Source organism: Stenotrophomonas sp. B2, from assembly GCF_014947095.1.
GTDB lineage: Bacteria > Pseudomonadota > Gammaproteobacteria > Xanthomonadales > Xanthomonadaceae > Stenotrophomonas > Stenotrophomonas maltophilia_P.
The window spans coordinates 1-24,456 of record NZ_JADCQA010000011.1; the positions used below are offsets into that span (position 1 = coordinate 1).

Sequence of the window (24,456 nt, forward strand, 5' to 3'; positions counted from 1 at the left end):
GGCGCGACAGGTCGTTGTTGCCCGAGGCGATTTCGCCGGCGGCCAGGGTGATGCTGGAGGCGCTGGCCTGGATCTGGCCAACGATGCGGGTCAGCTGGGTGACGGTGGCATTGGCATCGTCACGCATCCGTGCGAACACGCCGTTGAACTGCCCGTCCATGCGCGCGGTGAGGTCCCCGGCAGCGATCGACTGCAGCAGCTGCGAGAGCTGGCCGAGATTGCTGTCGGCGACTTCCATCATGATGTTCAGGTGATCGATCATCACCTTGAAATCATGCTGGAAGCGCTGTGCGTCGCCGCGCTGGCTGAAGTCGCCCGCGGCGGCTGCGGCCGCGAGCTGCTGGATCTGCGTATTGATCGCCAGCAGGCTGGACTTGGCCGCATCCATCGACTCATGCAGGATGGCGCGGCTGCCGGGCAGGCGGCGCGCGTCCGGTGCGAGATTGCCGACGGCATACTGGTTGAGTACGTCGATCGCATCGCGGATCGCGTCCAGGTGCTCGAAAATGACCGTATTGATGCCGCTGGCGAGCTGGCCGTAGACACCCGGGAAGTCTTCCGGGATGCGATGGCTGATATCCGGTCCGGCATGCATCTGCGCCATCAGCTGTGTCTGCTCGGAGAAGCGGCGCAGCATTGCGGTCATTTCCGCGGTGGCGGACAGCATCTTGCCGGCCTCGTCGTTGCTGGTGGCCCGGGTGCTGACGCTCAGGTCACCGCGGGCAACTGCCTGGATGGCCTGCACGGCCTTGCCGAGCGGACCGGTCACGGCCCGCGAGATGACCGTGGCCAGCGCGGCGGCCAGCAACGACAGCAGTACGATGCAGCCGATGATGGCGATCATGCTGGCGCGATGCGTGGCGTTGGCATCGGCGATCCGCGCGTCCATCAGGCCGGCGATGTGGGCACCTAGTGCCTTCAGGGCGTCGAACAGTTCACGCCGTGCCGGGCGCGACTGCTCGTCGGAAATCTGCTGCGCCATGATGCCGTCGCCGGCGGCCACTGCGTCACGCATGGCCTTGTTGGCGGCGAAGTAGCGATCCACCTGCGCCGAGGCGGCGCGATACAGTTCGCGTTCCTTGTCCTGGGCCGGCAAGGCGGCATAGGCCGCCAGTTCATCGCGTACGGCTTTGGCGGTGGTGTCCATGCGCTTGTTGTAGTCGGCCACCTTGTCCGGCTGGTCCAGCATGGTCAGCTGGGCCAGCTCGTAGGTACGGAATTCACCAAGCTGCGAGCGGGCTTCGCCCAGATGCTGCACCGACGGAATATCGTTGCTGGCCATCGCCCCCAGCTGGTCGTTGGCCTGGCTCAGGCGCAACAGTGCGAACGCACCCAGCAGCAGGGTCATCAGGGTGGTGAGGGTGAACCCCACGGCCAGCTTGCGGGCGATGGGCAGATCGTGGAACCACTTCATGCAGGTGCTCCAGGTGGGCAGAGTGGCGGGCGTGCGTGCCGGCCGGGGAGTGCAGCGTGAACCGGAGCCGATGCGCGTCCGGTCACGACTGTCACTGCGAGATAGCGGCGCACGGCCGCCGGACTTTATGGATGGGCGTCACATCCGGATGCGTAGGGACGGCGGCGCGGACGCGTTGCAGGGGCCGCGTTCCGGCCTGCACGCGGGTGGTTTCCTGCGGCGCCGTGGGCCGACGGAGTTCACGAAATGGAGCGGGAGGCGCACACTCGCCTTACTACCGGGCTGCACACAAACGAAAGCCGCCGCCCGTGTGGGGCGGCGGCCCTGGATCACCTGCGCTCGGACTCAGGCGGCCTGCGGCACGCGCAGCGAGCGCACCAGCCCACCGATGTCGACGATCAGTGCAACGCGGCCATCGCCGAGGATGGTGGCGCCGGACACGCCGCCGATACGCCGGTAGTTGTTCTCGATGTTCTTGACCACGACCTGCTGCTGGCCGACCAGTTCGTCCACTTCCAGTGCGATCTTCTGCCCGTCGCCTTCCACCACCACCACCAGCGATTCGCTGCCGGGCATGCGGGCGCCGTATCCGTAGTACTCGCTGAGGGACAGGATCGGCAGGTACTCGCCACGCACGCGCAGCACGCGCCCTTCGCCGGCCATGCTGCGGATGTCCTCCGGCTGCGGCTGCAGGGCTTCCAGCACATAGGCCAGCGGCAGGATCAACGTCTCGCCCGCCACCGCCACGGTCATGCCGTCGAGGATGGCCAGGGTCAGCGGCAGCCGGATCAGGGTACGCGTTCCAGTGCCCAGGCTGCTTTCGATCTGTACTTCACCGCCCAGCGCCTGGATGTTGCGACGGACGACGTCCATGCCCACGCCGCGCCCGGAGAGATCGGTGACGGCGTCGGCGGTGGAGAAGCCCGGCTGGAAGATCAGGTCCCAGACCTGCGAGTCGGTGGGATTGTCGGGCACGCTCAGGCCGCGTTCGGCCGCCTTGGCGAGGATCCTGGCGCGATCCAGGCCGCGTCCGTCGTCGCTGACTTCGATGACGATGTGGCCTCCCTGGTGCGACGCCGCCAGGGTGATGGTGCCGGTCTCGTCCTTGCCTGCGCCCTTGCGCACGTCCGGCATTTCCAGCCCGTGGTCGATGGAGTTGCGGACCAGGTGGACGAGCGGATCGGCGATCTTCTCGATCAGGCCCTTGTCCAGTTCGGTGCCTTCACCGATGGTGCGCAGGCGGACCTGCTTGCCGAGGCGGGTGGAGAGGTCGCGGACCAGGCGCGGGAAGCGGCGGAACACGGCGTCGACCGGCAGCATGCGCACGCCGATGACGGCTTCCTGCAGGTCGCGGGTGTTGCGTTCGAGCTGATCCAGGCCGGCGAACAGGCTCTCGGCAAGCACCGGATCCAGCGCATGCGAGACCTGCTTGAGCATGGCCTGGGTGATGACCAGTTCACCGACCAGATTGATCAGCGCGTCCACCTTGTCGACACTGACGCGGATCGAGGTTTCCGCATCCTGGCTGGTGCCAGGGGTGCCACTGGCGGCAGGGGCGGCGGCAACGGGGGGTACTGCAGCAACGGGCGTGGAAGGGGCGTTGGCTGTTGTATCGGGGGCGCGGGTGGCCAGGCTCGGCGGCGCGGCCGGACGGATGTCCAGTTCGCAGTCGTCCAGCACCCACGCAAAGGTGTCTTCGATCTTGCTGCGCGGCACCTTGCCGACCAGGCCGAGGTCCCACGCAAGATGGGCTTCGAGAGGGTCAAGCTGGGCGAAGCCGGGCAGGCGTTCGAGCCGCGCAGCGACCTGCAGCGAGCCGAGATGTTCCAGTTCGCGGATGATGCGCAGCGGATCATTGCCACTCATGAACAGTGAGGGCGCGGGGGTGAAGCCGATCTGCCAGGCTTCGGGCGTATCGTCCACCGGTGCTGCGGCGGCAGCCGCGGCCGGGGCGCTGGCTGCCGGCTGGCCGGACAGCACTGCCTCCAGTCGCGCCTTCACCGCGGCGACGGCCGCCGGATCGGCCGCCTGGCCGTGCTCGGCCTCGCGCAGCAGGGCGCGCAGCACATCCACGGACGACAGCATCGCATCGACCGCGTGGCCTTCCAGCGCGCGCTTGCCGGCGCGCAGCTCGTCCAGCAGCGTTTCCAGTACGTGGGTGAGCGCGGCGATGGCATCGAAGCCGAACGTACCGGCACCGCCCTTGATGGAGTGGGCGGCGCGGAACACCGAGTTGATGATCTCCGCGTCCTGCTGCCCCGACTCCAGGGCCAGCAGGCCGGCCTCCATCGCGTCGAGGCCTTCGCGGCTCTCTTCGAAGAAGGTGGCGTGGAAGCGTTGCAGGTCCATGCTCATGCAGTGGTGATCCGGAAGCGAAGAAGGGGAACGGTGCGGGGCGATCAGCCCAGCACTTTCTGCACGGTGGCGACCAGCTGTTCCGGGTTGAACGGCTTGACCAGCCAGCCGGTGGCGCCGGCGGCCTTGCCTTCGGACTTCTTGTCGGCGGCGGACTCGGTGGTCAGCATCAGCAGCGGCGTGAACTTGTAGTCCGGCAGCTGGCGCAGCTCGCGGATCAGCGCAATGCCGTCCATGTTCGGCATGTTGACGTCGGTGACCACCGCGTTGAAGCGCTGTCCCTTCGCGCGGCCGAGCGCGACCGCGCCGTCTTCAGCTTCTTCGACGGCAAAACCGGCCGAGGTGAGGGCGAAGGACACCATCTGGCGCATCGACGCCGAATCGTCCACCACCAAGATACGTGCGCTCATGCAGCGTTCTCCACAGATTTCAGGTTGTCATGGGGTACGTCCAGGCCCAGGGCCTGGGTGACGCCCAGCAGGCGCGCGGCGTCACGGAAGGTTGCAGTGCAACCGTGGAAGCCGGTGTCCAGGCCCGCCTCGCGGCGTGCCTGCACGAATGCACACAGCACCTGCACGGCGGCGGTGTGGACGCGGCCGACCTGGCTTGCATCCAGGGTCAGCTCGCCAACCTGCGCTACCAGCGGGGCGAGGCGGTTCTTGAGCTCGGTGCTGGTCTCGATGCCGAGATCCTCACCCAGTTCGACAGTGCTCATCGTTGCTCCGGACAAACGGTTCCGTCATCCATATCGGCACCCGCCAGGGGTTCTTTAGGGGGGCGGTGAGGCCCTGCGTGCCCGTTCCGACGGGCCCGGGCAACGCGTGGACCCCGCCTCAGTTGAGCAGGCGGGTGGCGTCGAGCAGGATCATCGGCCGTTGGCTGACGCGGGCCACACCACGGAAGAGGTCGTTGGAGATCTGGCAGATGCGGGCGGTATCCGGTGGCTCGATCTGCGAATCAGTGAGATTGGCGACGTCTTCCACGGCCGAGACGCGCAGGCCGATGGTCTCGCCGTCTTCCTCCAGCACCACGATGCGGGTCTGTGCGTCGTCCTCGGCCGCCGCTGCGCCCAGGTGCAGCCCAAGGTCCATCACGGGCACCACCTGGCCGCGCAGGTTCATGATCCCCAGCATCGCCGGCGCAGTGCCGCGCAGCGGCAGCAGGGGTACCGGCAGTACCACCTCCTGCACTTTCAGCAGTTCCAGTGCATAGGCCTGGCTGCCACAGCGCATCCGCAGCCAGCGCGAGGTGCGCTCGTTCGCGCGGCGGTGCTGCGGATGCGGGCTGTTGGCGGGCCGATGGGCCTGCGCCTGCAGTTCCTGCCAGCTGGCAGGGCGGCTGGCGGCGGGTGCTTCGAGGGCGACACGCGGCGGTGCGGCCGCTACCGGCGGCGCAGCGGCGGGTGCCGGGGGCACGATCCGCGCGGGCGCCACCGGATCCACCCCTTCGCCGCTGGCGGCGGCCTCGAAGGCAGCCTGCAGCGCGGGGCTGTCGGTGTGGGCCAGCAACGGGCTTTCCGCGCCGTCGGTCTCGTAGATCACCTCATCGGGCAGATCGTCCCAGGTCGGCTGGCGTTCGGCAGCGGCCGGTGCAGCGGACTGGCTGGCGGTCTCGAAGGCGGCCGCCAGAGCGGCGTCATCCATGGGCACCACGTCGCTGCTGCCGGTTTCGTAGATGACCTCTGCCGGCAGGTCGTCCCAGGTCGGCTCGCGTTCGGCGATCGCCGCCGGAAGCGCCGTGTTGCCTGCATCGGGGCTGGCCGCCACCGGGGCGATCGCTTCGCCCAGCAGCTCGTCCAGATAGTCGTCCAGCACACCGGCGGTGTTCATGCGGCTTGCTCCAGCGCGCGCGCATCCTCGCCAAGGATCCAGTTCAGCGCGCGACGGTAGGCCGCGAGCCCGCGGCCGGGATAGTCCTCGCCGACGCTCGGCAGGGTCAGGCCGGCCGCGTTGCTGACCCGCGTGTCGATCGGAATCGCATCCTCCCAGACGCGTGCGCCGTGACGGTCCTGCATGCTGCGCAGTGATTCGTTGCCGGTGCGGGTGCGGCGGTCGAACAGGGTGGGCAGGATCGAGATCGGCAGCGGGCGCCGGCGCGAGCGCTCGACCATTTCACCGGTGCGCACCATGCCGTCCAGCCCGTGCAGTGCCAGCGGCTCGGCCTGCGTCGGAATGATCAGGCGGTCCGCTGCCGCGAGCGCATTGATCATCAGCAGGCCGAGTGTGGGCGCGCAGTCCAGCAGGATGTAGTCGTGCTGGCCCTGGTGCCGTGCCAGCGCGTTCTGCAGCGCCAGGCCAAGGCCCGGCTGGTTGGCGCTGCGGCGCTCCAGCGTGGCCAGTGCCGGCTGTGCACAGACGTAGTCCAGGCCGCTGACGCTGCTGGTGTGGCAAAGGCTGGACAGCTCGGCCGGAGGTGCGCCGAACAGCTCAAGTACGCCGGTCGGTGGCGGGTCCACCGGCACGCCGAAGGCGCGGCTGAGCGAGGCGTGGGGATCAAGATCGATCAGCAGCACGCGATGGCCCTGCGTGGCCAGGTTGCGACCGAGGGCCAGGGTGGTCGTCGTCTTGCCGACTCCGCCCTTCTGGTTGGCGACTGCCCAGATGCGCATGGGTTTACTCCTTCATTGCCGGGGGAGCGGCGGCGCCGACACGGCTGCCAGCCGGCACCGGTGGCAACTGCACCGGTGCGATGGGGGACGGGGAGGGCGCTGTGGCGGGTGTTGCCGCAGGCCCGGCGGACGGGTCGGCCGCGCCGTTGGCGGCGTTCAGGCGCTGGCCCAGCGGGTCGACCGAGTGCGAGGTGTCGGCCAGGATGATCACCATCACCCTCCGGTTGCGGTTGCGACCCTGCGCACTGTCGTTGTCCTCGCGCGGGCGGAACTGGCCGTAGCCGACCATGGCCAGACGCGAAGGCTGCAGGCCCTGGTCGGCGAACAGGTGGACCACGCTGGCGGCCCGCGCGGCCGACAGTTCCCAGTTGGAGGGGAAGGTGGCGGTGGCGATCGGCACGTTGTCGGTGTGGCCTTCCACCCGCACGCTGTTGGGTACGTCGCGCAGCACACCTGCCAGGCTGGACAACGTCCCGCGCGCGTGCACGTCCAGCGCCGCCGAGCCGGTCGGGAACAGGATGTCGCTGTTGATCTCCACTTCGATCCACAGCTCGGTGCGGCGCACGCTGATCATGCCGCGCTCGATCAGCGGCGACAGCGCGGCGGTCAACCGGTCGGCGATGCTGCTGAGCTGGCGCTCGGCACGGGCGATCTGCTGCTGGTCGTGCACCGAGACCGGCATGCGCATCTGCGAGGCCATGGCCGGCAGCAGGGTAGGGTCGTGCGAGGGTGCCGGTGCGGACGGGCCGATCTTGGTGCCGGACTTGATCACCGAAGGACTGTCCCAGCCGCCCCCCTGCACCTGCTTGTTGCCGACCTGCACCGGATTGATGGTGCGCGGCGCGCCACCAAAGGCATCGGTGAGCGCATCGGCCATGATCCGGTACTTGCCTTCGTTGATCGAGGAGATCGCATACATCACCACGAAGAAGGCCAGCAGCAGCGTCATCAGATCGGCATAGGGGATCGCCCATGCTTCATGGTTGGCGTGCTCTTCGTGGTGTCTGCGGCGGGCCATGTCAGTGCAGGAAGCCGGACAGGTTGGTTTCGATGTTCCGCGGGTTCTCGCCCTGCGCGATCGAGATCAGGCCTTCGATGACCATCTCGCGGTCGCGGCTGTTGTGGGCGATCACCCCCTTCAGCTTGGCGGCGATCGGCAGGAACAGCAGGTTGGCCGACGCGATGCCGTAGATGGTGGCGGTGAAGGCGGCGGCGATGCCATGCCCCAGCTTGCTGGGGTCGGCCAGGTTCTTCATGACGGCGATCAGGCCCAGCACCGCACCGATGATGCCCAGCGTCGGCGCATAGATGCCCATGCCCTCGAAGACCTTGGCAGCGGCCTGGTCACGGTGTTCCTGGCTGCCCAGCTCGATCTCCAGCATGTGCCGGATCGATTCGGGCTCGACGCCGTCGACCAGCAGCTGCAGGCCTTTGCGCAGGAACGGATCCTGCTGCGCTTCCACCTGCGCTTCCAGGCCCAGCAGGCCCTGGCGGCGGGCGATGTTGCTCCACTCGACGATCTGCTGGATCAGCTCGCGACGATCGCTGTGCGGCGGGCGCACGACCCAGCGCACGATCCGGAAGGCATGCCTGAATACGGCGGGTGCGGTGTGCAGCAGGATCGCGGCGATGGTGCCGACGATGACGATCACGAACGCCGCAGGCGACCACAGGGACGCCAGTCCGGCGCCCTTGAGGATGCTGCCGCCGACCAGCGAGGCCAGGGCGAGAAAGAGTCCGATGAGGCTGAGTCTATCCATGGGTCCGGTATCGGCGTGTGTGAATGGGACTTGAGACACCGGTCGATCGCGTACAGACGGTAGTCACAGTTTCTGGTTCGCCCGGCATGGCCCGGCGCTATCGCGCGAGGCCGTTTCCGGTAGCGCCGGGCCATGCCCGGCGAGCGTCATCGCAGGCCATCCACGTCGAGGATGAGGGCCATCCGACCATCACCGATCAGCGTCGCACCGGCGTAGCCGCGCAGGCCGCGCAGGGCCTTCGGCAATGGCTTGATGACCACTTCCTCGCGCCCACGGACCTGGTCCACGACCAGGCCGAAGCGCGCCTCGCCGGCTTGCAGCACCACGATGGTGAGCAGCGCCGAGGCGGCGGGCGTCACATCCAGCCACTGGCGCAGATCGACCAGCGGCAGGGTGTGCGAGCGACGGTCCAGCACCGCCCGGCCATCGAACCAGCCCAGCGAGGTGCGCGGTGCATGCAACACTTCCATCACGCGCGCCAGCGGCAGCGCATAGACGTCCTCGCCGGCCTGCACCAGCAGGGTTGGCAGGATCGCCAGGGTCAGCGGCACGCGGATCAGGAAACGGCTGCCCCGGCCCAGTTCCGACTGGATCTGGATCTGCCCACTGAGCTCGCGGATGCGCGACTGCACCACATCCATGCCGACGCCGCGGCCGGAGATGTCGGTCACCTGCTGCTTGGTGGAGAAGCCGGGCAGGAACACCAGGTGCAGACATTCCTCGCTGCTCAGCCGGGCCGCCGCCTCCGGGTCGATCAAGCCCTTTTCGCGTGCTTTCGCGCGCAGTTTTTCCGGATCGATGCCGGCGCCATCGTCCTGCACCTCGATGCTGACGTAGTCGCCTTCCTGCTGGGCCGACAGACGCACGTGGCCCATGCGTGGCTTGCCCTGTGCTTCGCGCAGATCGGGCATCTCCACACCATGGTCGATGGCGTTGCGGACCAGGTGCACCAGCGGGTCGGCCAGGGCCTCGACCAGGTTGCGGTCAAGCTCGGTTTCGGCGCCGACCAGCTCCAGGTCCACTTCCTTCTTCAGCGAGCGGGCAACATCGCGGGCGACCTTGGGGAAGCGCGAGAACACCTTGCCGACCGGTTGCATGCGCGTGCGCATCACTGCCGACTGCAGGCGCGCGGTGGCGATGTCCAGGGTCGACACGGCGCGGTCCAGTTCCTCGTCGCGCAGGCGCGCACGCAGGGTCTTGAGCCGGTTGCGGGACAGCACCAGCTCGCCGATCAGGTTGACGATGGCATCCAGCCGCTTGGTATCCACGCGCACGGTGTGCTCGGCCTCGGCCACCGGCTTGTTGGCCGCGGGCTTGGCAGCGGCGGCCGCGGGGCGCGGTGCGGGCAGTGCAGGCGCAGGCGCCGGCGGAGCAGCCACGGGTTTCGCGCCGGGGGCGGCGCCGCCGTGCAGCTGGTCCAGCAGGGCTTCGAACTCATCCTCGCTGATCAGGCCATCGTCGGCCTTGGCCGGCGTCGCCACCGCGGTGGGGGCGTTGCTGCCGTGCAGCTGATCGAGCAGGGCCTCGAACTCGTCGTCGGTGATCAGGTCACCGGCAGCGGGTGCGGCCGCTGCGGGAGCGGCGGCGGTCGGCGCAGCAGCGCCGTGCACGTCGAACTGGGCGATCAGGTCCGGCGGGGCATAGCCGGGTTCGTTGCCGGAAGACACGGCATCCAGCATCGATTGCAGGTAGTCCAGTGATTGCTGTGCGGCATCGAAGTGATGCGGCTGCAGCACCGCCTGGCCAGCGCGGGCGGCGCCCAGTGCCTCTTCGGCGGCATGGCACAGCTCGACCATGGCGGTGATGCCGAGGAAACCGGCGCCGCCCTTGAGCGTGTGATAGCCACGGAACACGGCGTTGAGCTGGTCGGCGTCCTGCGGCGCCTGTTCCAGCGACACCAGCTGTTCGCCGAGGCGATCCAGGATTTCCTGTGCCTCGATGATGAAATCGGCGGTGATGTCGTCGGATACCGCGCTCATGCTTACAGTCCCAGGTCCGACAACAGGTCGTCGGCGTCGTTCTGAGAGACCGCGTGGCGGTCCAGTCCCTTCAGTGCCGGTCCGGCCAGCGCCGGATCGGTCCGATGCTGCTCCGGTGGCAGGCCCAGCGCGCCAAAGCCTTCGTGCACGCGGCGGACGATGCCGACCACGCGACGGATGATCTGTCCGGTCAGGTCCTGATAGCTCTGGGTCAGGGCAATCTCGGTCAGGTTGTGGCGGATGCGTTCCAGCTGCGCATCCTGCCCCGGCTGCAGGCCTTCGGCGCGCAGCTGTTCGGTGAGGCTGCGGCACTCTTCGGCCAGGTCCAGGGTGCGGTGCGTGGCCTGTTCGGTCATCGCCACCACATGGTCCAGGCGCGCGCAGGCGTCGTCCAGCTCGCCCGCCTCGCTGGGGACGGTCGGCAGTTCGCCCAGGGCCTGGCCCAGTTCGCGGGCCAGCCGTGACAGGCCGCTCATCATCGGCTGCGTGCGTGCGGCCACCAGGGCGTCGATGCGCTGGCGCCAGGCGCTCTCGTCGCCGGATTCGAGCGCGTCGAGGGCTTCCTGCAGGCGCAGGGCGAGGGCGTTCTTGTCGACCGTGGCGTCCATCAGGCGCTGGCCGCCAGGCGTTCGAAGATCTTGCCCAGTTTCTCTTCCAGCGTCTGCGCGGTGAACGGCTTGATGATGTAGCCGTTCACGCCGCTCTGCGCCGCTTCGATGATCTGCTCGCGCTTGGCCTCGGCGGTGACCATCAGGACCGGCAGGGTCTTGAGCTTGGCATCGGCGCGGATCGCCTTGAGCAGTTCGATGCCGGTCATCACCGGCATGTTCCAGTCGGTGACCACGAAGTCGAACGGCTGGCTCTGCAGCATCGACAGTGCGGCATGCCCGTCCTCGGCTTCGGCGGTGTTGGTGAAGCCCAGATCGCCCAGCAGATTCTTGACGATGCGACGCATGGTCGAGAAGTCGTCGACGATCAGGATGCGCATGTTCTTGTTCAAAGCGGAGTTCCTTTGTTGTTCAGTCGCCCGCGGTGGCCGTGGCCGCCGCAGGCATGTTCATTCTTCAAGCCCGGCATCCGCAGCCTCGAAGATCTTCAGCCGGCCGCGCAGGCGCAGCACGGCCTGGCCGTGGATCTGGCAGACGCGCGATTCGCTCACGCCGAGCACCGCGCCGATCTCCTTCAGGTTCAGCTCCTGCTCGTAGTACAGCGAGAGCACCAGCTGTTCGCGCTCGGGCAGATGGCCGATGGCCTTGCCCAGTTCGCGGCCGAACTCGCCACGTTCCAGGACCTGCTGCGGTGTCGGTCCGCCCTGGGCGACGGTGTCCAGTTCGCCCTGGTCTTCGATGCGCGATTCCAGGCTCAGCACCTGGCCGCGCGAGGCGTCCTCCATCAGCCGCAGGTATTCGGGCAGTGGCATGTCCATGGCCGCCGCCACCTCGGTGGCACTGGCTGCACGGCCCGTGGTCTGCTCCAGGCGGCGGATGGTGGCGGCCGCATCGCGGGCGCGCCGATGCACCGAGCGCGGTACCCAGTCGCCACGGCGGATCTCGTCGATCATCGAGCCGCGGATGCGGATCGAGGCATAGGTCTCGAACGAGGCACCCTGGTCGGCGTCGTAGCTGCGCGAGGCTTCGATCAGGCCCATCATGCCGGCCTGGATCAGGTCGTCCACTTCGACGCTGGCCGGCAGGCGTGCGGCCAGGTGATGGGCGATGCGCCGCACCAGGTCCGAGTGCTGGGCGATGACCTCGGTCGCCGCCGAGCGCTGGACTTCCCTGTACTGGGCCGCGCCTTTCATGCTGCCACCCCGCGTTGCTTGAGGATGCGCTCGAGGAAGAATTCAACGCCACCGCGTGGCTCGGTGGGGGCCTGCCAGCGGGCGGTGCGACGGGCGATCTCGGTGATCGCCAGCGCCGCCGGGCTGGATGGATAGGCCTTCACCACCGGCTGCTGGCGCTGCACCGACAGGCGCAGCCAGTCATCCTGCGGCACGCAGCCCAGGTAGTTCAGCGAGACATCGGCAAGGAACTTCTCGCAGACCCGGGTCAGCTTTTCATACAGCACGCGGCCCTCGTTGGGGTCGCGCACCATGTTGGCCACCACCTGGATGCGGTCCACGCCGCGCTCGCGCGACAGCACCTTGATCAGTGCGTAGGCGTCTGTGATCGAGGCCGGTTCGTCGCAGACCACGACAACCGTGTCCTGTGCGGCCTGGCAGAAGGTCAGCACGCCGTCGGTGATGCCGGCGGCGGTGTCCACCACCATGATGTCCAGCTCGCGTTCCAGTTCGGAGAACACGTTCACCAGGCCGATGTGCTCGGCCGGGGCCAGCTCGGCCATGTGCCGCCGACCGGACGCGGCCGGCACCACCAGCACGCCGTTCGGACCTTCGACGATCACGTCTTCCAGCGAGCAGCGGCCGGCGACCAGATCCGCCAGGGTGTGGGTGGGATTCAGGCCCAGGATCACGTCGATGTTGGCCAGGCCCAGGTCGGCGTCGAGCAGCAGCGTGCGCTTGCCCATGCCGGCCAGCGCCACGGCCAGGTTGGCCGAGACGTTGGTCTTGCCGACGCCGCCCTTGCCACCGGTCACGGCGATGGTGCGCACAGGGCCGAGCGGCTCGCTGCGGGTGGCCGACAGCGGGAAGGTCTTGGTCAGCTTGGCGTACTCACGCGACGGCATGGTTCAACTCCGGGTTGCAGGGCATATCGGCCGCTCGGCGCAAATCTTCAAGGCGAAGTACGAGATTGGCCGCGCTGGCCCGGTGCAGGTCGTCCGGAACGTCCTGGCCATCGGTCACCCAGGTGATCGGCAGCGCGTGGTCTACCGCCACTGACAGGGCGTTGCCGAAGCGGCCGGTCTCATCCAGCTTGCTCAGCACCAGGCCCTGCAGGTTGGCCGCGCCGAAGCGGCGCACCACCTCGTCCATGTCGCCAAAGCTGGTATTGGCCGGCAGCACCAGCAGAGTGCGGACCTGGCGGGCGGCACGCAGCCACTGCAGCTGCGCGGCCAGGGCGCGGTCACGCGGGCCCAGGCCGGCGGTATCGATCAGCACCAGCTTGTAGTCCTTCAGCCGCTCCAGCAGCTGGTCCAGGTCGGTGCCGCTGTTGGCTTCATGCACCGCGATGCCGAGCTGGCGGCCATAGCCGTACAGCTGCTCGCGGGCACCGATGCGCAGCGTGTCGGTGGTGACCAGGGCCACATCGCGCGGCGCGTGCTTCTCGGCGAAGCGCGAGGCGAGCTTGGCGATGGTGGTGGTCTTGCCGGCCCCGGTCGGACCGACCAGAGCGATCACGCCGCCTTCTTCCAGCGGATCGACCGGCGCGATCGGCAGCCTGCGCGAGATCAGGCCCAGCATCAGCCCGCGGCCCCGGTGGGCTTCGGTATCCAGCGGTATCTGCATGGCCACATCGCGGGCCAGCCCGGCATCGAATCCGTACTCGTCCATCAGGTCCAGGGCGGTCGCCCGCACCGGGCAGCCGCGCAGGCGCTCGTCGGTGAAGCGGTTCATCTCGCGCTCGATGACCTGGCGCATGCCGGCCACTTCGTGGCGCAGCTGGCGGATCTCGGCATCGTCCTGTGCAACCACCGTCAGTACCGGCACCGGGGCAAGGAGCGGCGCCGGGGCCGGCGCGGTCTCCGCTTCAGCGGCAGCGGCAGGGGCTGGCGTGGTCTCGGCAACGTCCTGCGCGTACGGCGGCTCGGGGTGCACGGACTCGGCCTGCGCAGTGGCCGCAGCGGTGATCGGCAGCGGCGGCGGCAGCACTGCCGGCGCGGGGGATTCGTGATGCTCGTCCTGCGGCGGGTCGATCAGGAAACGGGCGCGGTTGGCGGGCGCCGGTGCGGGAGCCACGACGGCGCTCGCGAACGGCGCGAAGATCTGCTCCGGCAGTGCCGGATCGTTGACGGTGGCACGCGCCAGGGTGGCAGCGAAGCCGGAACTGCCGCGGGTGGGCACGATCTCGTCCGCACTGTCCAGGGTGCGGCCGGTGGCACCGACGGCCGCGCGGGCGAGGGCGGCCACGGCCGATGTGGTGGCGGTCACCGGCTGCTGGGCCGGTGTGGTGGAGCGGCGGCGGGTGACCGCGGCGATCACTGCATCCGCGGCGGTGCGCGGTTTCGGCGGCGGCGGAGCCACGTCGCGCCGCGAGGCTTCCAGCGCGCGTTGCACCGCGCTCTCGTCATAGTTGGCTGCGGCGACGATCTCGACGCCTTCCTCGATCCGGCGGTTGGACAGGATCACAGCATCGGGACCATGTTCCTTGCGCACCAGGTTCATGGCCGAGCGCATGTCGGCGGCGACGAATCGTTTGATTTTCATGCTGTGGTCACGGGACGGGGACGGCGGGGTGGTGGTGGGAGAACGCGGGTGGTCGGTGGTCTGCACGGAACGGGTTCCCCTTGGCATCTGTCTGTTGCGGTGGTTCGAAGGTGGTGTCTGTTTTCTGACGCATCGGTGGGCGGCGTCAGCTGATCGTTCCGACCAGCTTCAGGCGCTTGTCCTCCGGCACTTCGCTGTACGCCAGTACCGACAGCGACGGAACGCTGTGACGGACCAGGCGTGCCAACGCGGCACGTACCGGGCCGGGAACCAGCACGACCGCGGGCTCGTTGCGGGCTTCCTGCTTGCTGACACATTCGGCCAGACTCTGATGCAGTCGCTCGGCAAGCCCGGGTTCCAGCGCGGCGCCGTTGCCCTGCGTGGACTCCTGCAAGACGCGTTCCAATTGCGGGTTGAGGGTGAACACCGGCAGCTCCGCCGACATTCCGGCGATCTCCTGCACGATGAAGCGGCCGAGCGCGGTGCGCACTGCGGCGGTGAGCGTGGCCGGGTCCTGGCTGGACGGCGCGTGCTCCACCAGTGCTTCGGCGATCTTGCGCAGCTGGCGGATCGGAATGCGTTCCACCAGCAGGTTCTGCAGCACCCGCACCACGGCCGACAACGGCAGCGCCTTGGGCGTCAGATCTTCGACGAGCTTGGGCGCGCTCTTGGCGAGGTTGGCCAGCAGGTGCTGCACCTCTTCGTGGCCCAGCAGCTCCGGCGCATGCTCGCGGATCAGGTGGGAAAGATGGGTGGCGACCACGGTGGCCGGGTCGACCACGGTGTAGCCCATGGTTTCGGCCTGGGCGCGCTGGTGCGGCTGGATCCAGGTAGCGTCCAGGCCGAAGGCGGGATCCTTGCCGGCGATGCCGTCCAGCGGGCCGAGCGCACTGCCGGGGTCCAGCGCCAGTTCGCGGTCGGGATGGATCTCGGCGGTTGCCACCGGCACGCCATGTACCAGCACGCGGTAGCCGTTGGCCGGCAGTTCCAGGTTGTCGCGGATGTGCACGGATGGAATCAGGAATCCCACGTCCTGGGTCAGCTTGCGCCGCACGCCCTTGATGCGTGCCATGAGTTCGCCGCCCTGATTGCTGTCCACCAGCGGAATCAGCCGGTAACCGACCTCCAGCCCCAGCGGGTCGACCGGGCGCAGTTCGTCCCAGCTCAGTTCCGCGGTGGGGGCCGGCGCCGCCGGTCGGCCCAGCGCACTGACCGCGCCGGGGTCGCTGCCGGCAGCGTCGCTCGGGGCCGGGGCCTGTCCCTTCCGGTACAGCTTCCAGGCGATGAAGCCGAGAATGCAGGCAAGCGTCAGGAAAGCGACGTTGGGCATGCCCGGCACCAGGCCGACCAGGCCGATGATGCCGGCCGTGATGGCCAGGGCACGGTACTGGCCGAACACCTGGCCGGTCATCGCCTGTGCCATGTCCTGCGAGCGCGAGGCACGGGTGACCAGCATCGCCACTGCGCTGGAAACCAGCAGGGCCGGCAGCTGCGCCACCAGACCGTCACCGATGGACAGCAGGGTGTAGGTCGCAGCGGCATCGCCGAACGGCATGCCATGCTGCAGCACGCCCACGGCGAGGCCACCGAGCATGTTGATGAACAGGATCAGGATGCCGGCAATCGCATCACCCCGGATGAACTTGCTGGCGCCGTCCATCGCGCCATAGAAGTCGGCTTCCTCGCGGACCTCCTCGCGGCGCAGCTTGGCTTCTTCGCGCGTCAGCAGGCCGGCGTTGAGATCGGCATCGATGGCCATCTGCTTGCCGGGCATGGCGTCGAGGATGAAGCGCGCGGTCACTTCCGAGACACGGCCGGCGCCCTTGGTGATGACCACGAAGTTGATGATGGTCAGGATGGCGAACACCACGATGCCGACCGCATAGTTGCCGCCGATCACGAATTCACCGAACGCGGCGATGACCTTGCCGGCCGCGTCGTGGCCGTTCTGGCCATTGAGCAGGATGACGCGGGTGGAGGCCACGTTCAGTGCCAGCCGCAGCATGGTGGTGACCAGCAGCACGATCGGGAAGATGGTGAAATCCAGCGGGCGCTTCACGTACACCACCGCCAGCAGCACCATCAGCGAGATGGCGATGTTGAAGGTGAACAGCGCATCGAGCACGGGCGCCGCCAGCGGCACCACCACCATCGCCAGCAGCGCCAGCACGATCAGCGGTGCGCCGAGGCCTTGGCGGATCATCTCCAGCAGCCGGCGGGTGTTGAATCCGGACGAGGCCTGCGCGCTCATGCCCGGCCTCCCTTGCCGAATTCATCCACCTCGATGTGCGGGGCGCCCGGCATCGGGCCGGTGCGCCAGGCGCGCAGCTGGTAGACGTAGGACAGGACCTGGGCCACGGCCGAATACAGTCTCACGGGGATTTCCTTTCCGAGTTGGCCTTCCCGATACAAGGCGCGTGCCAAAGGCGGGGCGGAGACGATGGCGACCTTGTTGCCATCGGCGACTTCACGGATGCGCAGGGCGGTCTCGTCCACGCCCAGCGCCACCACGGTGGGCGCGTTCATGGCGCCGCCCTCGTACTTCAGGGCCACGGCGTAGTGGGTCGGGTTGACCACCACCACGTCCGCGGTGGGCACCGCTTCCATCATCCGGCGGTTGGCCATCTGCTGCTGGAGCTGGCGGATGCGGCCCTTCACCTCCGGGCTGCCTTCGCTTTCCTTCATTTCCCGCCGCAGTTCCTCGCGGGTCATCTTCAGCTTGCGCATCCAGTTCCAGCGCTGGTACGGCGCGTCGATCGCCGCCAGCACCAGCATTGCCCCGGCGGTGGCCAGCAGCAGTCGCAGGGTGAAGCCCAGGCCATCGGTGATGGCGGTTTCCAGTGGGTGGTGGATCAACCCGCGCAGGGTGTCGAAGCCGCTCCACACCACCAGTCCGGCGGCGACGCCCACGAACGCCACGCGCAGCAGTGACTTGGTGAATTCAGCGATGGCTTCCGGCCCGTACAGACGTTTGAGGCCGGTCAGCGGGTTCAGCCGATTGATGTCGGGCATCATCGCTTTGGCCGACCAGCGCAATCCGCCCATCACCAGCGGGGCGACGAAGCTGGCCAGCAGGCAGACCAGCACCAGCGGGGTGATCACCAGCATGAACTGCAGCAGCAGGTCGCCAAAGTGGCCGAACAGTTCCTTCGGGTTCTGCCGCAGCCCCTGCTCGGGACTCAACGCCTGTTTCATCCATTGCGTGGCACCACGGCCGATCGAGCCGCCCATGGCCATCACCGCCAGCACGCCGCCACCGAACACTGCGGCGGTCCCCAGTTCGCGGGAACGCGGCAGGTTGCCCTGTTCCCGGGCCTCGCGCAGGCGTTTTTCGGTGGGTTGTTCGGTCTTTTCGCCGGCGGATTCGTTCTCGGACATCACGGGCACTGCGGCAGGGGATGCCGGGCTGCCTGCAAGAACTGTTCCGCGGCGCGTGGTTCACCGCCGGGGCAACGCCCGACGCTAGCCGGGCAGGGCCGGCCGCAGCGGGATGCTCAGCGAGCTGTCGCTGTGCCAGTCCACCTGCAGGGGCTCACCGGCATCGGCGGCTGACTCGTCGCTGACATCGCGTCCGGTGCCGTGGTTCACCTGGTGCATGGCGTCCTTGAGCACGTCCACCTTCACCAGCAGCCGGCTGCCCGCGCCCACACGGCGGGCGACCATGCGGGTGCGATCGAAGGGCAGGTCTGTCCATCGCCCCGGCACCAGCAGCTGCCGCGTGGTCGGGTCGCGTACGTGGCTGGCCCGGCCGACGTAGTAGGACAGCTGCATCCGGCGCCCATCGGGCAGCAGCTCGTACAGGGTGACCGTGAAGTCCATGTCGCGCTTGTTGATGCGGACCTTCAGATCGCCCGAGAAGCGTCCGATCAGGTCCATCGGTGCTGGGAAGGGCTCGGAGAGGAAGGTCAGTGCCGTGTCCGGCTCGTCCCCGGCGGCCACGATCGGGAACGGATAGTAGCCATGCCGGACCTCCGTGCGATCGGCGAGGTCCACCGTCTGCCGCAGCGTTCCCGGCGTTGGCCGCTGTTCCTGCAACGGGTGATGGTCGCCCTCAGCGGATGCCGACAGGTAGTACGTGCGATGGCCGCCCGCAGCGGCATCAAGGGTGGCTGCATGCCCCCAGGTGTTGCTGCCCATCAGCTGGAAGTTGACCTGGTCGGCCAGAAGCGCCGGGCGCGGGGCACCGCGAAGTACGTGGTCCAGCCACTGGAAGGTCAGCGCAGGCGTATCGAACTGCGCGACCGGGTCCACCGCGTAGCCGCGCAGCTGCATCGGCTTGCTGGCGGCCTGGGCACCGCCGTGGTCATACGGCCCGATCAGCAGGACATGATCGGCGTCCGGCCGGTAGCGCATGTGATCGGTGAAGTACTGCAACGCGGAAATCTGGCCGTCGTCGTAGTAGCCGGTAATGGTCAGCACCGGAATGCGGATGTCCCTGAAGTCTTCGGCGTACGGCACCATGGCCTGCCAGTAACCATCATAGGCCGGGTGGGCGAGCCAGCGCTGCAGCCAGGGATTGGGGGTGCCATCGATCTGGTCGATCTGCCGGTACGGCCGGCCGGAGGCATACCAGCGGCCGGGCAGCTGTGACCACCGGTCCTGCTGCCCATAGGTGTCGGTATCCAGCATCGGGCCATTGGCCACGTAGAAGGCCCAGCCGTAGTTGGCGCTGAGGAATACGTTGTTCTCCATCGGCAGGCCCTGGCCCGGAATGGCAGCCACGTAGGGCACGATGGTCTTCAGTGCCGGATGGTGATGGCGCGCTGCCGCCCATGCGGTGAATCCTTCATAGCTGCCGCCATACATGGCGACCCGACCGTCGCTCCAGGGCTGGCGGCTGACCCAGTCGATCGCGGCATTGGCGTCCACACCGTCGTGTTCGTAGGGGGCGATGGTGCCGGTACCCTGACCTTTTCCGCGTGCGTCGACCACGATGCCGGCGTAGCCGTGGGCTGCGGCCAGCAGCATCTTCAGACGGTTCTTGGGCGGGTCGGTGTAGATGGTGAACAGCATGGCCGTCGGCAGCGGCGCGGACGCGCTGCGGGGCCGTGCCAGCTGTGCGGACAGCACCACCCCTTCGGCCACGGGGATACGCAATCCGCTGTCGATCACGAAGCGGCGTTGCTGTTCTGCGTCAAGCAGTGCAGGGGCGAGTGCCGCAGCCAGGGTCTGCGCGCGCAACACAGCCTGCAGGCGCACCAGCTCCAGCGCGGCTGACTGCGGCACGGTGGCGGCATCGGCCTGTGCCGCAAGCGCCTGCGTCAGCTGCGCCTGTACCGCAGCGGGAGGCAAGGCAAGCGCTGCATCGGCCTGCACGGCGGCAACATCATCCAGGCCAGCAAAGGCCGAATGGAAGGCGCGCGAATACGCTTCCGCATCCCGCGCGCCAGTGCTTGCCAGCAGCATCGGCATCCAGCGCTGGGCCGCCGCGCCATCGCCGGCAGCGGCCAGCGTCGCGCGCAGCTTCTCGATCATGGCGCGTGCCTCGGCGTAGCGACCCGTGGCCAGCAGCGCATGGCAGCGCTGTGCATCGGTCAGCGTTGCCGACTGCAACAGCTCCGTACCCAGCGCCTGCAGTGCCGTATCCACCTGTGCTGGCGGCGCATCGCGGGGCAGCGACCACCGCAGATCGCTGGCGGCCACGCCGGTGCAGGTGAGCGCCAGCAGCAGGCCAGCAAGAAGAGCGCGTAAGGTCACGGGGTGTTCCTTGCAATGGCGGGCGCGTGGTCATCATACGGTGGGTGGCCGCCCGCCGCGGAGAGTCCGACGTTACCCCGGCGGGGCCGGTGGGGGCGGGGTCTGCGCCAGCTCCACCCGTGGCCGCGGCAGGTCGTGCAGTTGCATGAAACGGCCCGCATCGACCGGGCGGCCGAGCAGGTAGCCCTGCAGGTAATCGCACCCCAGCCGCTCAAGGTAGGCACGCTGGGCAGCCGTTTCCACGCCCTCGGCAACAATGTCCATGTCCAGTGCATGGCCCAGCGCCACGATCGCCGATACGATCACCACGTCCTCCGCGCTGTGTTCGAGATCGCGCACGAAGGCGTGGTCGATCTTGATCTCGGTGGCCGGCAGGCGCTTGAGGTACAGCAGACTGGAATAGCCGGTGCCGAAATCGTCGATGGAGATGCCGACCCCCAGCACCGACAACGCCTGCAGCAGCCGCAAACTGGTGTCGGTGTCGCGCATCACGGTGCTTTCGGTGATCTCCAGCACCAGGTTGCGCGGCGTGATGCGATGCCGCTCGATCACGTCGCGCACATCGCGCAGCAGGTGCGGCGAGCTGAACTGGACCGGCGACAGGTTGACCGATATCGACCAGCCCTCGTGGCCGGCGTCGTGCCAGTGCCGCAGTTGCAGGCACGCCTGGTCCAGCGCCCAGCGGCCGATCTCGTTGATCGCGCCGCTGCGCTCGGCCAGGCGGATGAAGCGATCCGGTGGAATCAGGCCCTGTTCCGGATGACGCCAGCGGATCAGCGCCTCGGCGCCGGCGACCTTCTGGGTGGCCACGCGGATCTTCGGCTGGTAGTGCAGGAACAGCTGTTCGCTGCCGATCGCCCGGCGCAGGTCGGCCAGCAGGCGGAACTGCTGTTCGGCGCTGTCGTTCATCCAATCCGCAAACAGGACAAAGGAGTTTCGGCCGGATTCCTTGGCCTGGTACATCGCAGCGTCGGCGAAGGCCATCAGCTGGCGTTCGCTGGCGGCGTGGTCGGGGCAGATGGCGATGCCGATGCTGGCAGTCACCTGCAGTTCGTTGTCGGGCAGCAGCGGGCCGCCTCCCACCGCCTGCAGGATGCGCCGGGCCAGGGTCGGCAGGTCCTCGTCATGGTCGATGCGCACTACCAGCACGAACTCGTCGCCGCCGAGCCGCGCCAGCAGGTCGTTCGGCCGCAGCAGCTGGCGGGTGCGCTCGGCGACGGCCACCAGCAGGGCATCGCCGGCCTGGTGGCCATAGGCATCGTTGACCTGCTTGAAGCCATCCAGGTCCATGAACATCACCGCGAAGCGGCTGCCGCCCTGTTCGGCTTCGGCCAGTGACTGCACGATGCGCCGTTGCAGCAGCAGCCTGTTCGGAAGGCGGGTCAAGGGGTCGTGCAGCGCGGCCTGGGTCAATTCCTCCTGCGCATCCGTCAGCGAGGTGCTCAGCATCGCGTTGCGAAGGCGCAGCAGCTGCGCTTCCACCCGCTGGTCCAGCCAGGACACCACCAGCACCACCGCCAGGATCGCGACGGTCAGCACCACCACCAGCATCGCCAGCCAGGTGCTCTGCAGGCCATCGCCCACTGCAGCGCCGCAGATGCTGCCCTGTGGAAAGCGTGCGGCGGCCATGCCGGTGTAGTGCATGCCCACGATGGCCAGACCGAGCAGGCCGGCGGCGGCCAGCCGGTCACCGACCCGGGTGCGCTGCGCGCGCAGGCGGAAGGCGACGTAGAGGGCGGTCCAGGATGCAGCGACCGCAACCAGCAGCGACAGCAGCAGCCAGCCCGTGTGGTAGTCGATGCCGGGTTGCATGCGCATCGCGGCCATGCCGACGTAATGCATGCCGGCGATGCCGGTGCCCATCAGCAAGGCGCCCCCTGCCAGGCGGGGATGTGGCAGGGTGGGCAGCGAGACCAGCCAGAGCGCGAACACCGACGAGGCGATGGCCAGGGCGAGCGACAGCAGGGTGATCGGCAGGTCGTACCCCAGCGGAATGGGCAGGTCGAAGGCCAGCATGCCGATGAAGTGCATCGACCAGATGCCCAGGCCCATCGCGAAGCCGCCACCGAGCCGCCACCACCAGGTCGCGCCCCTGCCGGGTGCCGTGACCGTGCGTCCGGCCATCGCCAATGCCGTGTAGGAAGCCATCACGGCCACCAACAGCGAGACTGCCACCAGCCATGCGTTGTACGTGCCTACCAGCATTCGTCAGTCTCCCGGACCTGCCTGTCGACGGAAACTACGGTGGGGCATGCATGTGGCAGGCAGCCAGAAGCGGCCGCCAGGTGCGGCATCCCCCCGGTTGCCGCGTATTCACTCTAACGCGCGTCCCCGGGGGGACGGCAAGCAGCAAAGCGTGATGGAAGCGTCAGTGTGTGACCGCGTCCGCAGCCTGGAACGCCGCATCGAACAGTCGTTGCACCGGGGGCCCCATTTCGCCGGCCAGCAGGACCAGCAGGAACAGGCCCAGCAGCAGCGACACCGGCAGGCCGAGCTGGATCGGATTGAGCGCAGGTGCCGCACGGGCGAGCACGCCGAACGCCAGGTTCACCGCCAGCATCGCCACCGTCAACGGAATGGCCAGTGTCAACGCACCGCGCAGCACGGTCAGCAGGAACGTCGGGGCGATGCTGAAGAACGCGTGCGGATCGGGCAGCGGCGCACCGATCGGCAGTGCCCGGTAGCTGTCCACGACCAGCGAGATCAGCGCGAGGTGGCCGTTCGCGGTGAAGAACAGCAGGCCGAACAACAGGTAGAACCACTGCCCGATCACGCCGGAGGTGCCGCCGCGTAGGGGGTCGCTCATCTGCGCGAACGCCAGGCCGGTGCCCTGTGCCACCAGTTCGCCGGCCATCGCGCCAGCTTCGAACACCAGCCGCAGCAGGAAGCCGATGGCCACGCCGATGGCCAGCTCACGGGCGATGGTCAGCACGGTGGCCGCATCGAAGCCGGTCCACTCCGGCACGGGCGGCAGCAGCGGGGCGAGCGCGATGGCGAGGGTACCGGCCAGTACCACGCGGATCCGCGCCGGCACCGCACGGGTGCCGACCATGGGCATGGCCATGGCTACCGCGCCGATGCGCAGCATCGTCCACAGCACGGTGCCGATCATGCCGAAGGCCTGCAGGCCGTCGGCAGCCATCTGGGTGGCGGCATCCATCGCGGTGCGCGTCCTAGCCGATCAGGTGCGGAATGCGCTGGAACAGCAGCGTGGTGTATTCGACCAGATGGCCGATCAGCAGGCTGCCCAGGGCGAACAGCACGGCGGTCAACGCTGCCGCCTTGGCGACGAAGGCGATGGTGGGCTCATTGAGCTGGGTCGCGGCCTGCACGACACCGACCACCACACCTACTACCAGTACGGTCAGCAGCAGCGGGCCAGCCACCCACAGTACGGCAATCAGGCCGCCACGCAGTTCGGTCAGGGCAAGTTCGGGAGACATCGTCTTTCCATCGGTAGCGCCGGGTCCTGCCCGGCGGTGGTCAATGCGGCCGCCGGCAATGGCTGGCGGCCCCTGCAATCACGCCGGTCCGGGTCACGCCGGATTGAAGCTGGCCGCCAGCGTTCCCACCGTCAGCACCCAGCCGTCGACGAGCACGAACAGCAGGATCTTGAAGGGTGCCGAGACCAGCATCGGCGACAGCATCATCATGCCCATCGACATCAGCACGCTGGCCACGACCAGATCGATGATCACGAACGGGATGAAGATCAGGAAACCGATCTCGAAGGCGGTCTTCAGTTCGCTGGTCACGAACGAGGCGACCAGGACCGGGAACGGGATCGCATCCGGGCTGGCGTAGGTGCCGTGCCCGGCGATGCCGGCGAAGGTCATCAGGTCGGTCTCGCGGATCTGCGCCAGCATGAAGCCGCGCAGCGGCTGGGTGGTCAGCGTCCACGCGGTCTGGAAGTCGATCTGGCCGTTGAGGTAGGGCGCCATTCCGCTGCTCCACGCCTTGTCCCAGGTCGGCATCATCACCATCGCGGTGAGGAACAGGGCCAGGCCCAGCAGCACCTGGTTGGACGGGGTCTGGCCGGTGCCCAGTGCCTGCCGCAGCAGGCCCAGCACGATGATGATGCGGGTGAACGAGGTCAGCACCAGCAGCATCGACGGGATCAGGGTGATCGCCGTCATCAGCAGCAGTGTCTGCAGCGGCAGGCTGACCGGCTGGCCACCGATCCTGCCCACGTTGACATCCGGCAGTGGCGTGGTCGGAGCAGCGCCCGGCGCGGCAAAGGCGAGCGCGGGCAGCAGGCACAGGGCAATCAGCAGCAGCCACGCGATCAGGGTAGCTGGACGGGTACGGATGACACGCAT

The 24,456-nt window shown here is 68.2% G+C and carries 20 protein-coding genes and 1 pseudogene; all 21 read right to left on the reverse strand.

Features of this window, described 5'->3' with window-relative positions; translation table 11 throughout:
• A partial coding sequence (locus IMX13_RS13590) for an MCP four helix bundle domain-containing protein (protein WP_193396538.1) occupies nt 1-1,414 on the reverse strand: 1,414 nt, incomplete at its 3' end.
• A gap of 345 nt (nt 1,415-1,759) precedes the next feature.
• On the reverse strand, nt 1,760-3,769 hold the full coding sequence (locus IMX13_RS13595) for a chemotaxis protein CheA (protein WP_053520424.1): 2,010 nt from the start codon (nt 3,767-3,769) through the stop codon (nt 1,760-1,762).
• A gap of 44 nt (nt 3,770-3,813) precedes the next feature.
• Nucleotides 3,814-4,179: a response regulator gene (locus IMX13_RS13600; RefSeq protein ID WP_005409521.1), complete on the reverse strand. Its 366-nt coding sequence runs from the start codon at nt 4,177-4,179 to the stop codon at nt 3,814-3,816.
• Nucleotides 4,176-4,484 carry an STAS domain-containing protein gene (locus IMX13_RS13605; RefSeq protein WP_053520056.1) on the reverse strand — a complete coding sequence of 103 codons (309 nt, stop codon included), beginning with the start codon at nt 4,482-4,484 and terminating at the stop codon, nt 4,176-4,178. Before IMX13_RS13605 ends, IMX13_RS13600 begins: the two co-directional genes overlap by 4 nt.
• 118 nt (nt 4,485-4,602) lie before the next feature.
• Complete coding sequence (locus tag IMX13_RS13610; protein WP_193396539.1) at nt 4,603-5,598, reverse strand: chemotaxis protein CheW; 996 nt, start codon at nt 5,596-5,598, stop codon at nt 4,603-4,605.
• Complete coding sequence (locus IMX13_RS13615; RefSeq protein ID WP_065176153.1) at nt 5,595-6,377, reverse strand: ParA family protein; 783 nt, start codon at nt 6,375-6,377, stop codon at nt 5,595-5,597. Before IMX13_RS13615 ends, IMX13_RS13610 begins: the two co-directional genes overlap by 4 nt.
• Nucleotides 6,378-6,549: 172 nt before the next feature.
• Nucleotides 6,550-7,395 (reverse strand): annotated as a pseudogene (gene motD / locus IMX13_RS13620) (flagellar motor protein MotD); the annotation flags it as partial.
• 1 nt (nt 7,396) lies between these two features.
• The gene (locus tag IMX13_RS13625; RefSeq protein WP_053520060.1) at nt 7,397-8,137 is read right to left on the reverse strand and encodes a flagellar motor protein; all 741 of its coding nucleotides are present in this window, start codon (nt 8,135-8,137) and stop codon (nt 7,397-7,399) included.
• Nucleotides 8,138-8,283: 146 nt separating this feature from the next.
• Entirely contained in the window at nt 8,284-10,116 is a 1,833-nt protein-coding gene (locus IMX13_RS13630) for a chemotaxis protein CheA (RefSeq protein ID WP_193396541.1), read from the reverse strand.
• A gap of 2 nt (nt 10,117-10,118) precedes the next feature.
• Complete coding sequence (locus IMX13_RS13635; protein WP_053520062.1) at nt 10,119-10,724, reverse strand: protein phosphatase CheZ; 606 nt, start codon at nt 10,722-10,724, stop codon at nt 10,119-10,121.
• Nucleotides 10,724-11,116, reverse strand: coding sequence for a chemotaxis response regulator CheY (cheY, locus tag IMX13_RS13640; RefSeq protein WP_053520063.1), 393 nt, complete (start codon nt 11,114-11,116; stop codon nt 10,724-10,726). Before cheY ends, IMX13_RS13635 begins: the two co-directional genes overlap by 1 nt.
• Nucleotides 11,117-11,173: 57 nt before the next feature.
• Nucleotides 11,174-11,917, reverse strand: coding sequence for an RNA polymerase sigma factor FliA (locus tag IMX13_RS13645; protein WP_053520064.1), 744 nt, complete (start codon nt 11,915-11,917; stop codon nt 11,174-11,176).
• Complete coding sequence (locus IMX13_RS13650) at nt 11,914-12,801, reverse strand: MinD/ParA family protein (RefSeq protein WP_053520065.1); 888 nt, start codon at nt 12,799-12,801, stop codon at nt 11,914-11,916. Before IMX13_RS13650 ends, IMX13_RS13645 begins: the two co-directional genes overlap by 4 nt.
• Entirely contained in the window at nt 12,788-14,440 is a 1,653-nt protein-coding gene (gene flhF, locus IMX13_RS13655; RefSeq protein WP_193396542.1) for a flagellar biosynthesis protein FlhF, read from the reverse strand. Before flhF ends, IMX13_RS13650 begins: the two co-directional genes overlap by 14 nt.
• A 145-nt stretch (nt 14,441-14,585) precedes the next feature.
• Nucleotides 14,586-16,691 carry a flagellar biosynthesis protein FlhA gene (gene flhA, locus IMX13_RS13660; RefSeq protein WP_193396543.1) on the reverse strand — a complete coding sequence of 702 codons (2,106 nt, stop codon included), beginning with the start codon at nt 16,689-16,691 and terminating at the stop codon, nt 14,586-14,588.
• Nucleotides 16,688-17,818, reverse strand: coding sequence for a flagellar biosynthesis protein FlhB (gene flhB, locus IMX13_RS13665; RefSeq protein WP_053520068.1), 1,131 nt, complete (start codon nt 17,816-17,818; stop codon nt 16,688-16,690). Before flhB ends, flhA begins: the two co-directional genes overlap by 4 nt.
• 84 nt (nt 17,819-17,902) lie before the next feature.
• Nucleotides 17,903-20,137, reverse strand: a complete 2,235-nt coding sequence (locus tag IMX13_RS13670) for a CocE/NonD family hydrolase (protein WP_193396544.1) — start codon at nt 20,135-20,137, stop codon at nt 17,903-17,905.
• 72 nt (nt 20,138-20,209) lie between these two features.
• Nucleotides 20,210-22,342: a bifunctional diguanylate cyclase/phosphodiesterase gene (locus IMX13_RS13675; RefSeq protein ID WP_111186092.1), complete on the reverse strand. Its 2,133-nt coding sequence runs from the start codon at nt 22,340-22,342 to the stop codon at nt 20,210-20,212.
• A gap of 163 nt (nt 22,343-22,505) precedes the next feature.
• On the reverse strand, nt 22,506-23,297 hold the full coding sequence (gene fliR / locus IMX13_RS13680; RefSeq protein ID WP_053519606.1) for a flagellar biosynthetic protein FliR: 792 nt from the start codon (nt 23,295-23,297) through the stop codon (nt 22,506-22,508).
• A 13-nt stretch (nt 23,298-23,310) separates the two neighbouring features.
• The gene (locus IMX13_RS13685) at nt 23,311-23,580 is read right to left on the reverse strand and encodes a flagellar biosynthetic protein FliQ (protein WP_053519605.1); all 270 of its coding nucleotides are present in this window, start codon (nt 23,578-23,580) and stop codon (nt 23,311-23,313) included.
• 93 nt (nt 23,581-23,673) lie between these two features.
• Nucleotides 23,674-24,456, reverse strand: a complete 783-nt coding sequence (fliP, locus tag IMX13_RS13690; protein ID WP_053519604.1) for a flagellar type III secretion system pore protein FliP — start codon at nt 24,454-24,456, stop codon at nt 23,674-23,676.

Excerpts from the sequence above, each read along its gene's own strand:
- IMX13_RS13595 (WP_053520424.1), bottom strand. The coding sequence starts at position 3,769 with ATGAGCATGGACCTGCAACGCTTCCACGCCACCTTCTTCGAAGAGAGC.
- IMX13_RS13600 (WP_005409521.1), bottom strand. The coding sequence starts at position 4,179 with ATGAGCGCACGTATCTTGGTGGTGGACGATTCGGCGTCGATGCGCCAG.
- IMX13_RS13605 (WP_053520056.1), bottom strand. The coding sequence starts at position 4,484 with ATGAGCACTGTCGAACTGGGTGAGGATCTCGGCATCGAGACCAGCACC.
- IMX13_RS13610 (WP_193396539.1), bottom strand. The coding sequence starts at position 5,598 with ATGAACACCGCCGGTGTGCTGGACGACTATCTGGACGAGCTGCTGGGC.
- IMX13_RS13615 (WP_065176153.1), bottom strand. The coding sequence starts at position 6,377 with ATGCGCATCTGGGCAGTCGCCAACCAGAAGGGCGGAGTCGGCAAGACG.
- IMX13_RS13625 (WP_053520060.1), bottom strand. The coding sequence starts at position 8,137 with ATGGATAGACTCAGCCTCATCGGACTCTTTCTCGCCCTGGCCTCGCTG.
- IMX13_RS13630 (WP_193396541.1), bottom strand. The coding sequence starts at position 10,116 with ATGAGCGCGGTATCCGACGACATCACCGCCGATTTCATCATCGAGGCA.
- IMX13_RS13635 (WP_053520062.1), bottom strand. The coding sequence starts at position 10,724 with ATGGACGCCACGGTCGACAAGAACGCCCTCGCCCTGCGCCTGCAGGAA.
- IMX13_RS13645 (WP_053520064.1), bottom strand. The coding sequence starts at position 11,917 with ATGAAAGGCGCGGCCCAGTACAGGGAAGTCCAGCGCTCGGCGGCGACC.
- IMX13_RS13650 (WP_053520065.1), bottom strand. The coding sequence starts at position 12,801 with ATGCCGTCGCGTGAGTACGCCAAGCTGACCAAGACCTTCCCGCTGTCG.
- flhF (WP_193396542.1), bottom strand. The coding sequence starts at position 14,440 with ATGAAAATCAAACGATTCGTCGCCGCCGACATGCGCTCGGCCATGAAC.
- flhA (WP_193396543.1), bottom strand. The coding sequence starts at position 16,691 with ATGAGCGCGCAGGCCTCGTCCGGATTCAACACCCGCCGGCTGCTGGAG.
- flhB (WP_053520068.1), bottom strand. The coding sequence starts at position 17,818 with ATGTCCGAGAACGAATCCGCCGGCGAAAAGACCGAACAACCCACCGAA.
- IMX13_RS13675 (WP_111186092.1), bottom strand. The coding sequence starts at position 22,342 with ATGCTGGTAGGCACGTACAACGCATGGCTGGTGGCAGTCTCGCTGTTG.
- fliR (WP_053519606.1), bottom strand. The coding sequence starts at position 23,297 with ATGGATGCCGCCACCCAGATGGCTGCCGACGGCCTGCAGGCCTTCGGC.
- IMX13_RS13685 (WP_053519605.1), bottom strand. The coding sequence starts at position 23,580 with ATGTCTCCCGAACTTGCCCTGACCGAACTGCGTGGCGGCCTGATTGCC.
- fliP (WP_053519604.1), bottom strand. The coding sequence starts at position 24,456 with ATGCGTGTCATCCGTACCCGTCCAGCTACCCTGATCGCGTGGCTGCTG.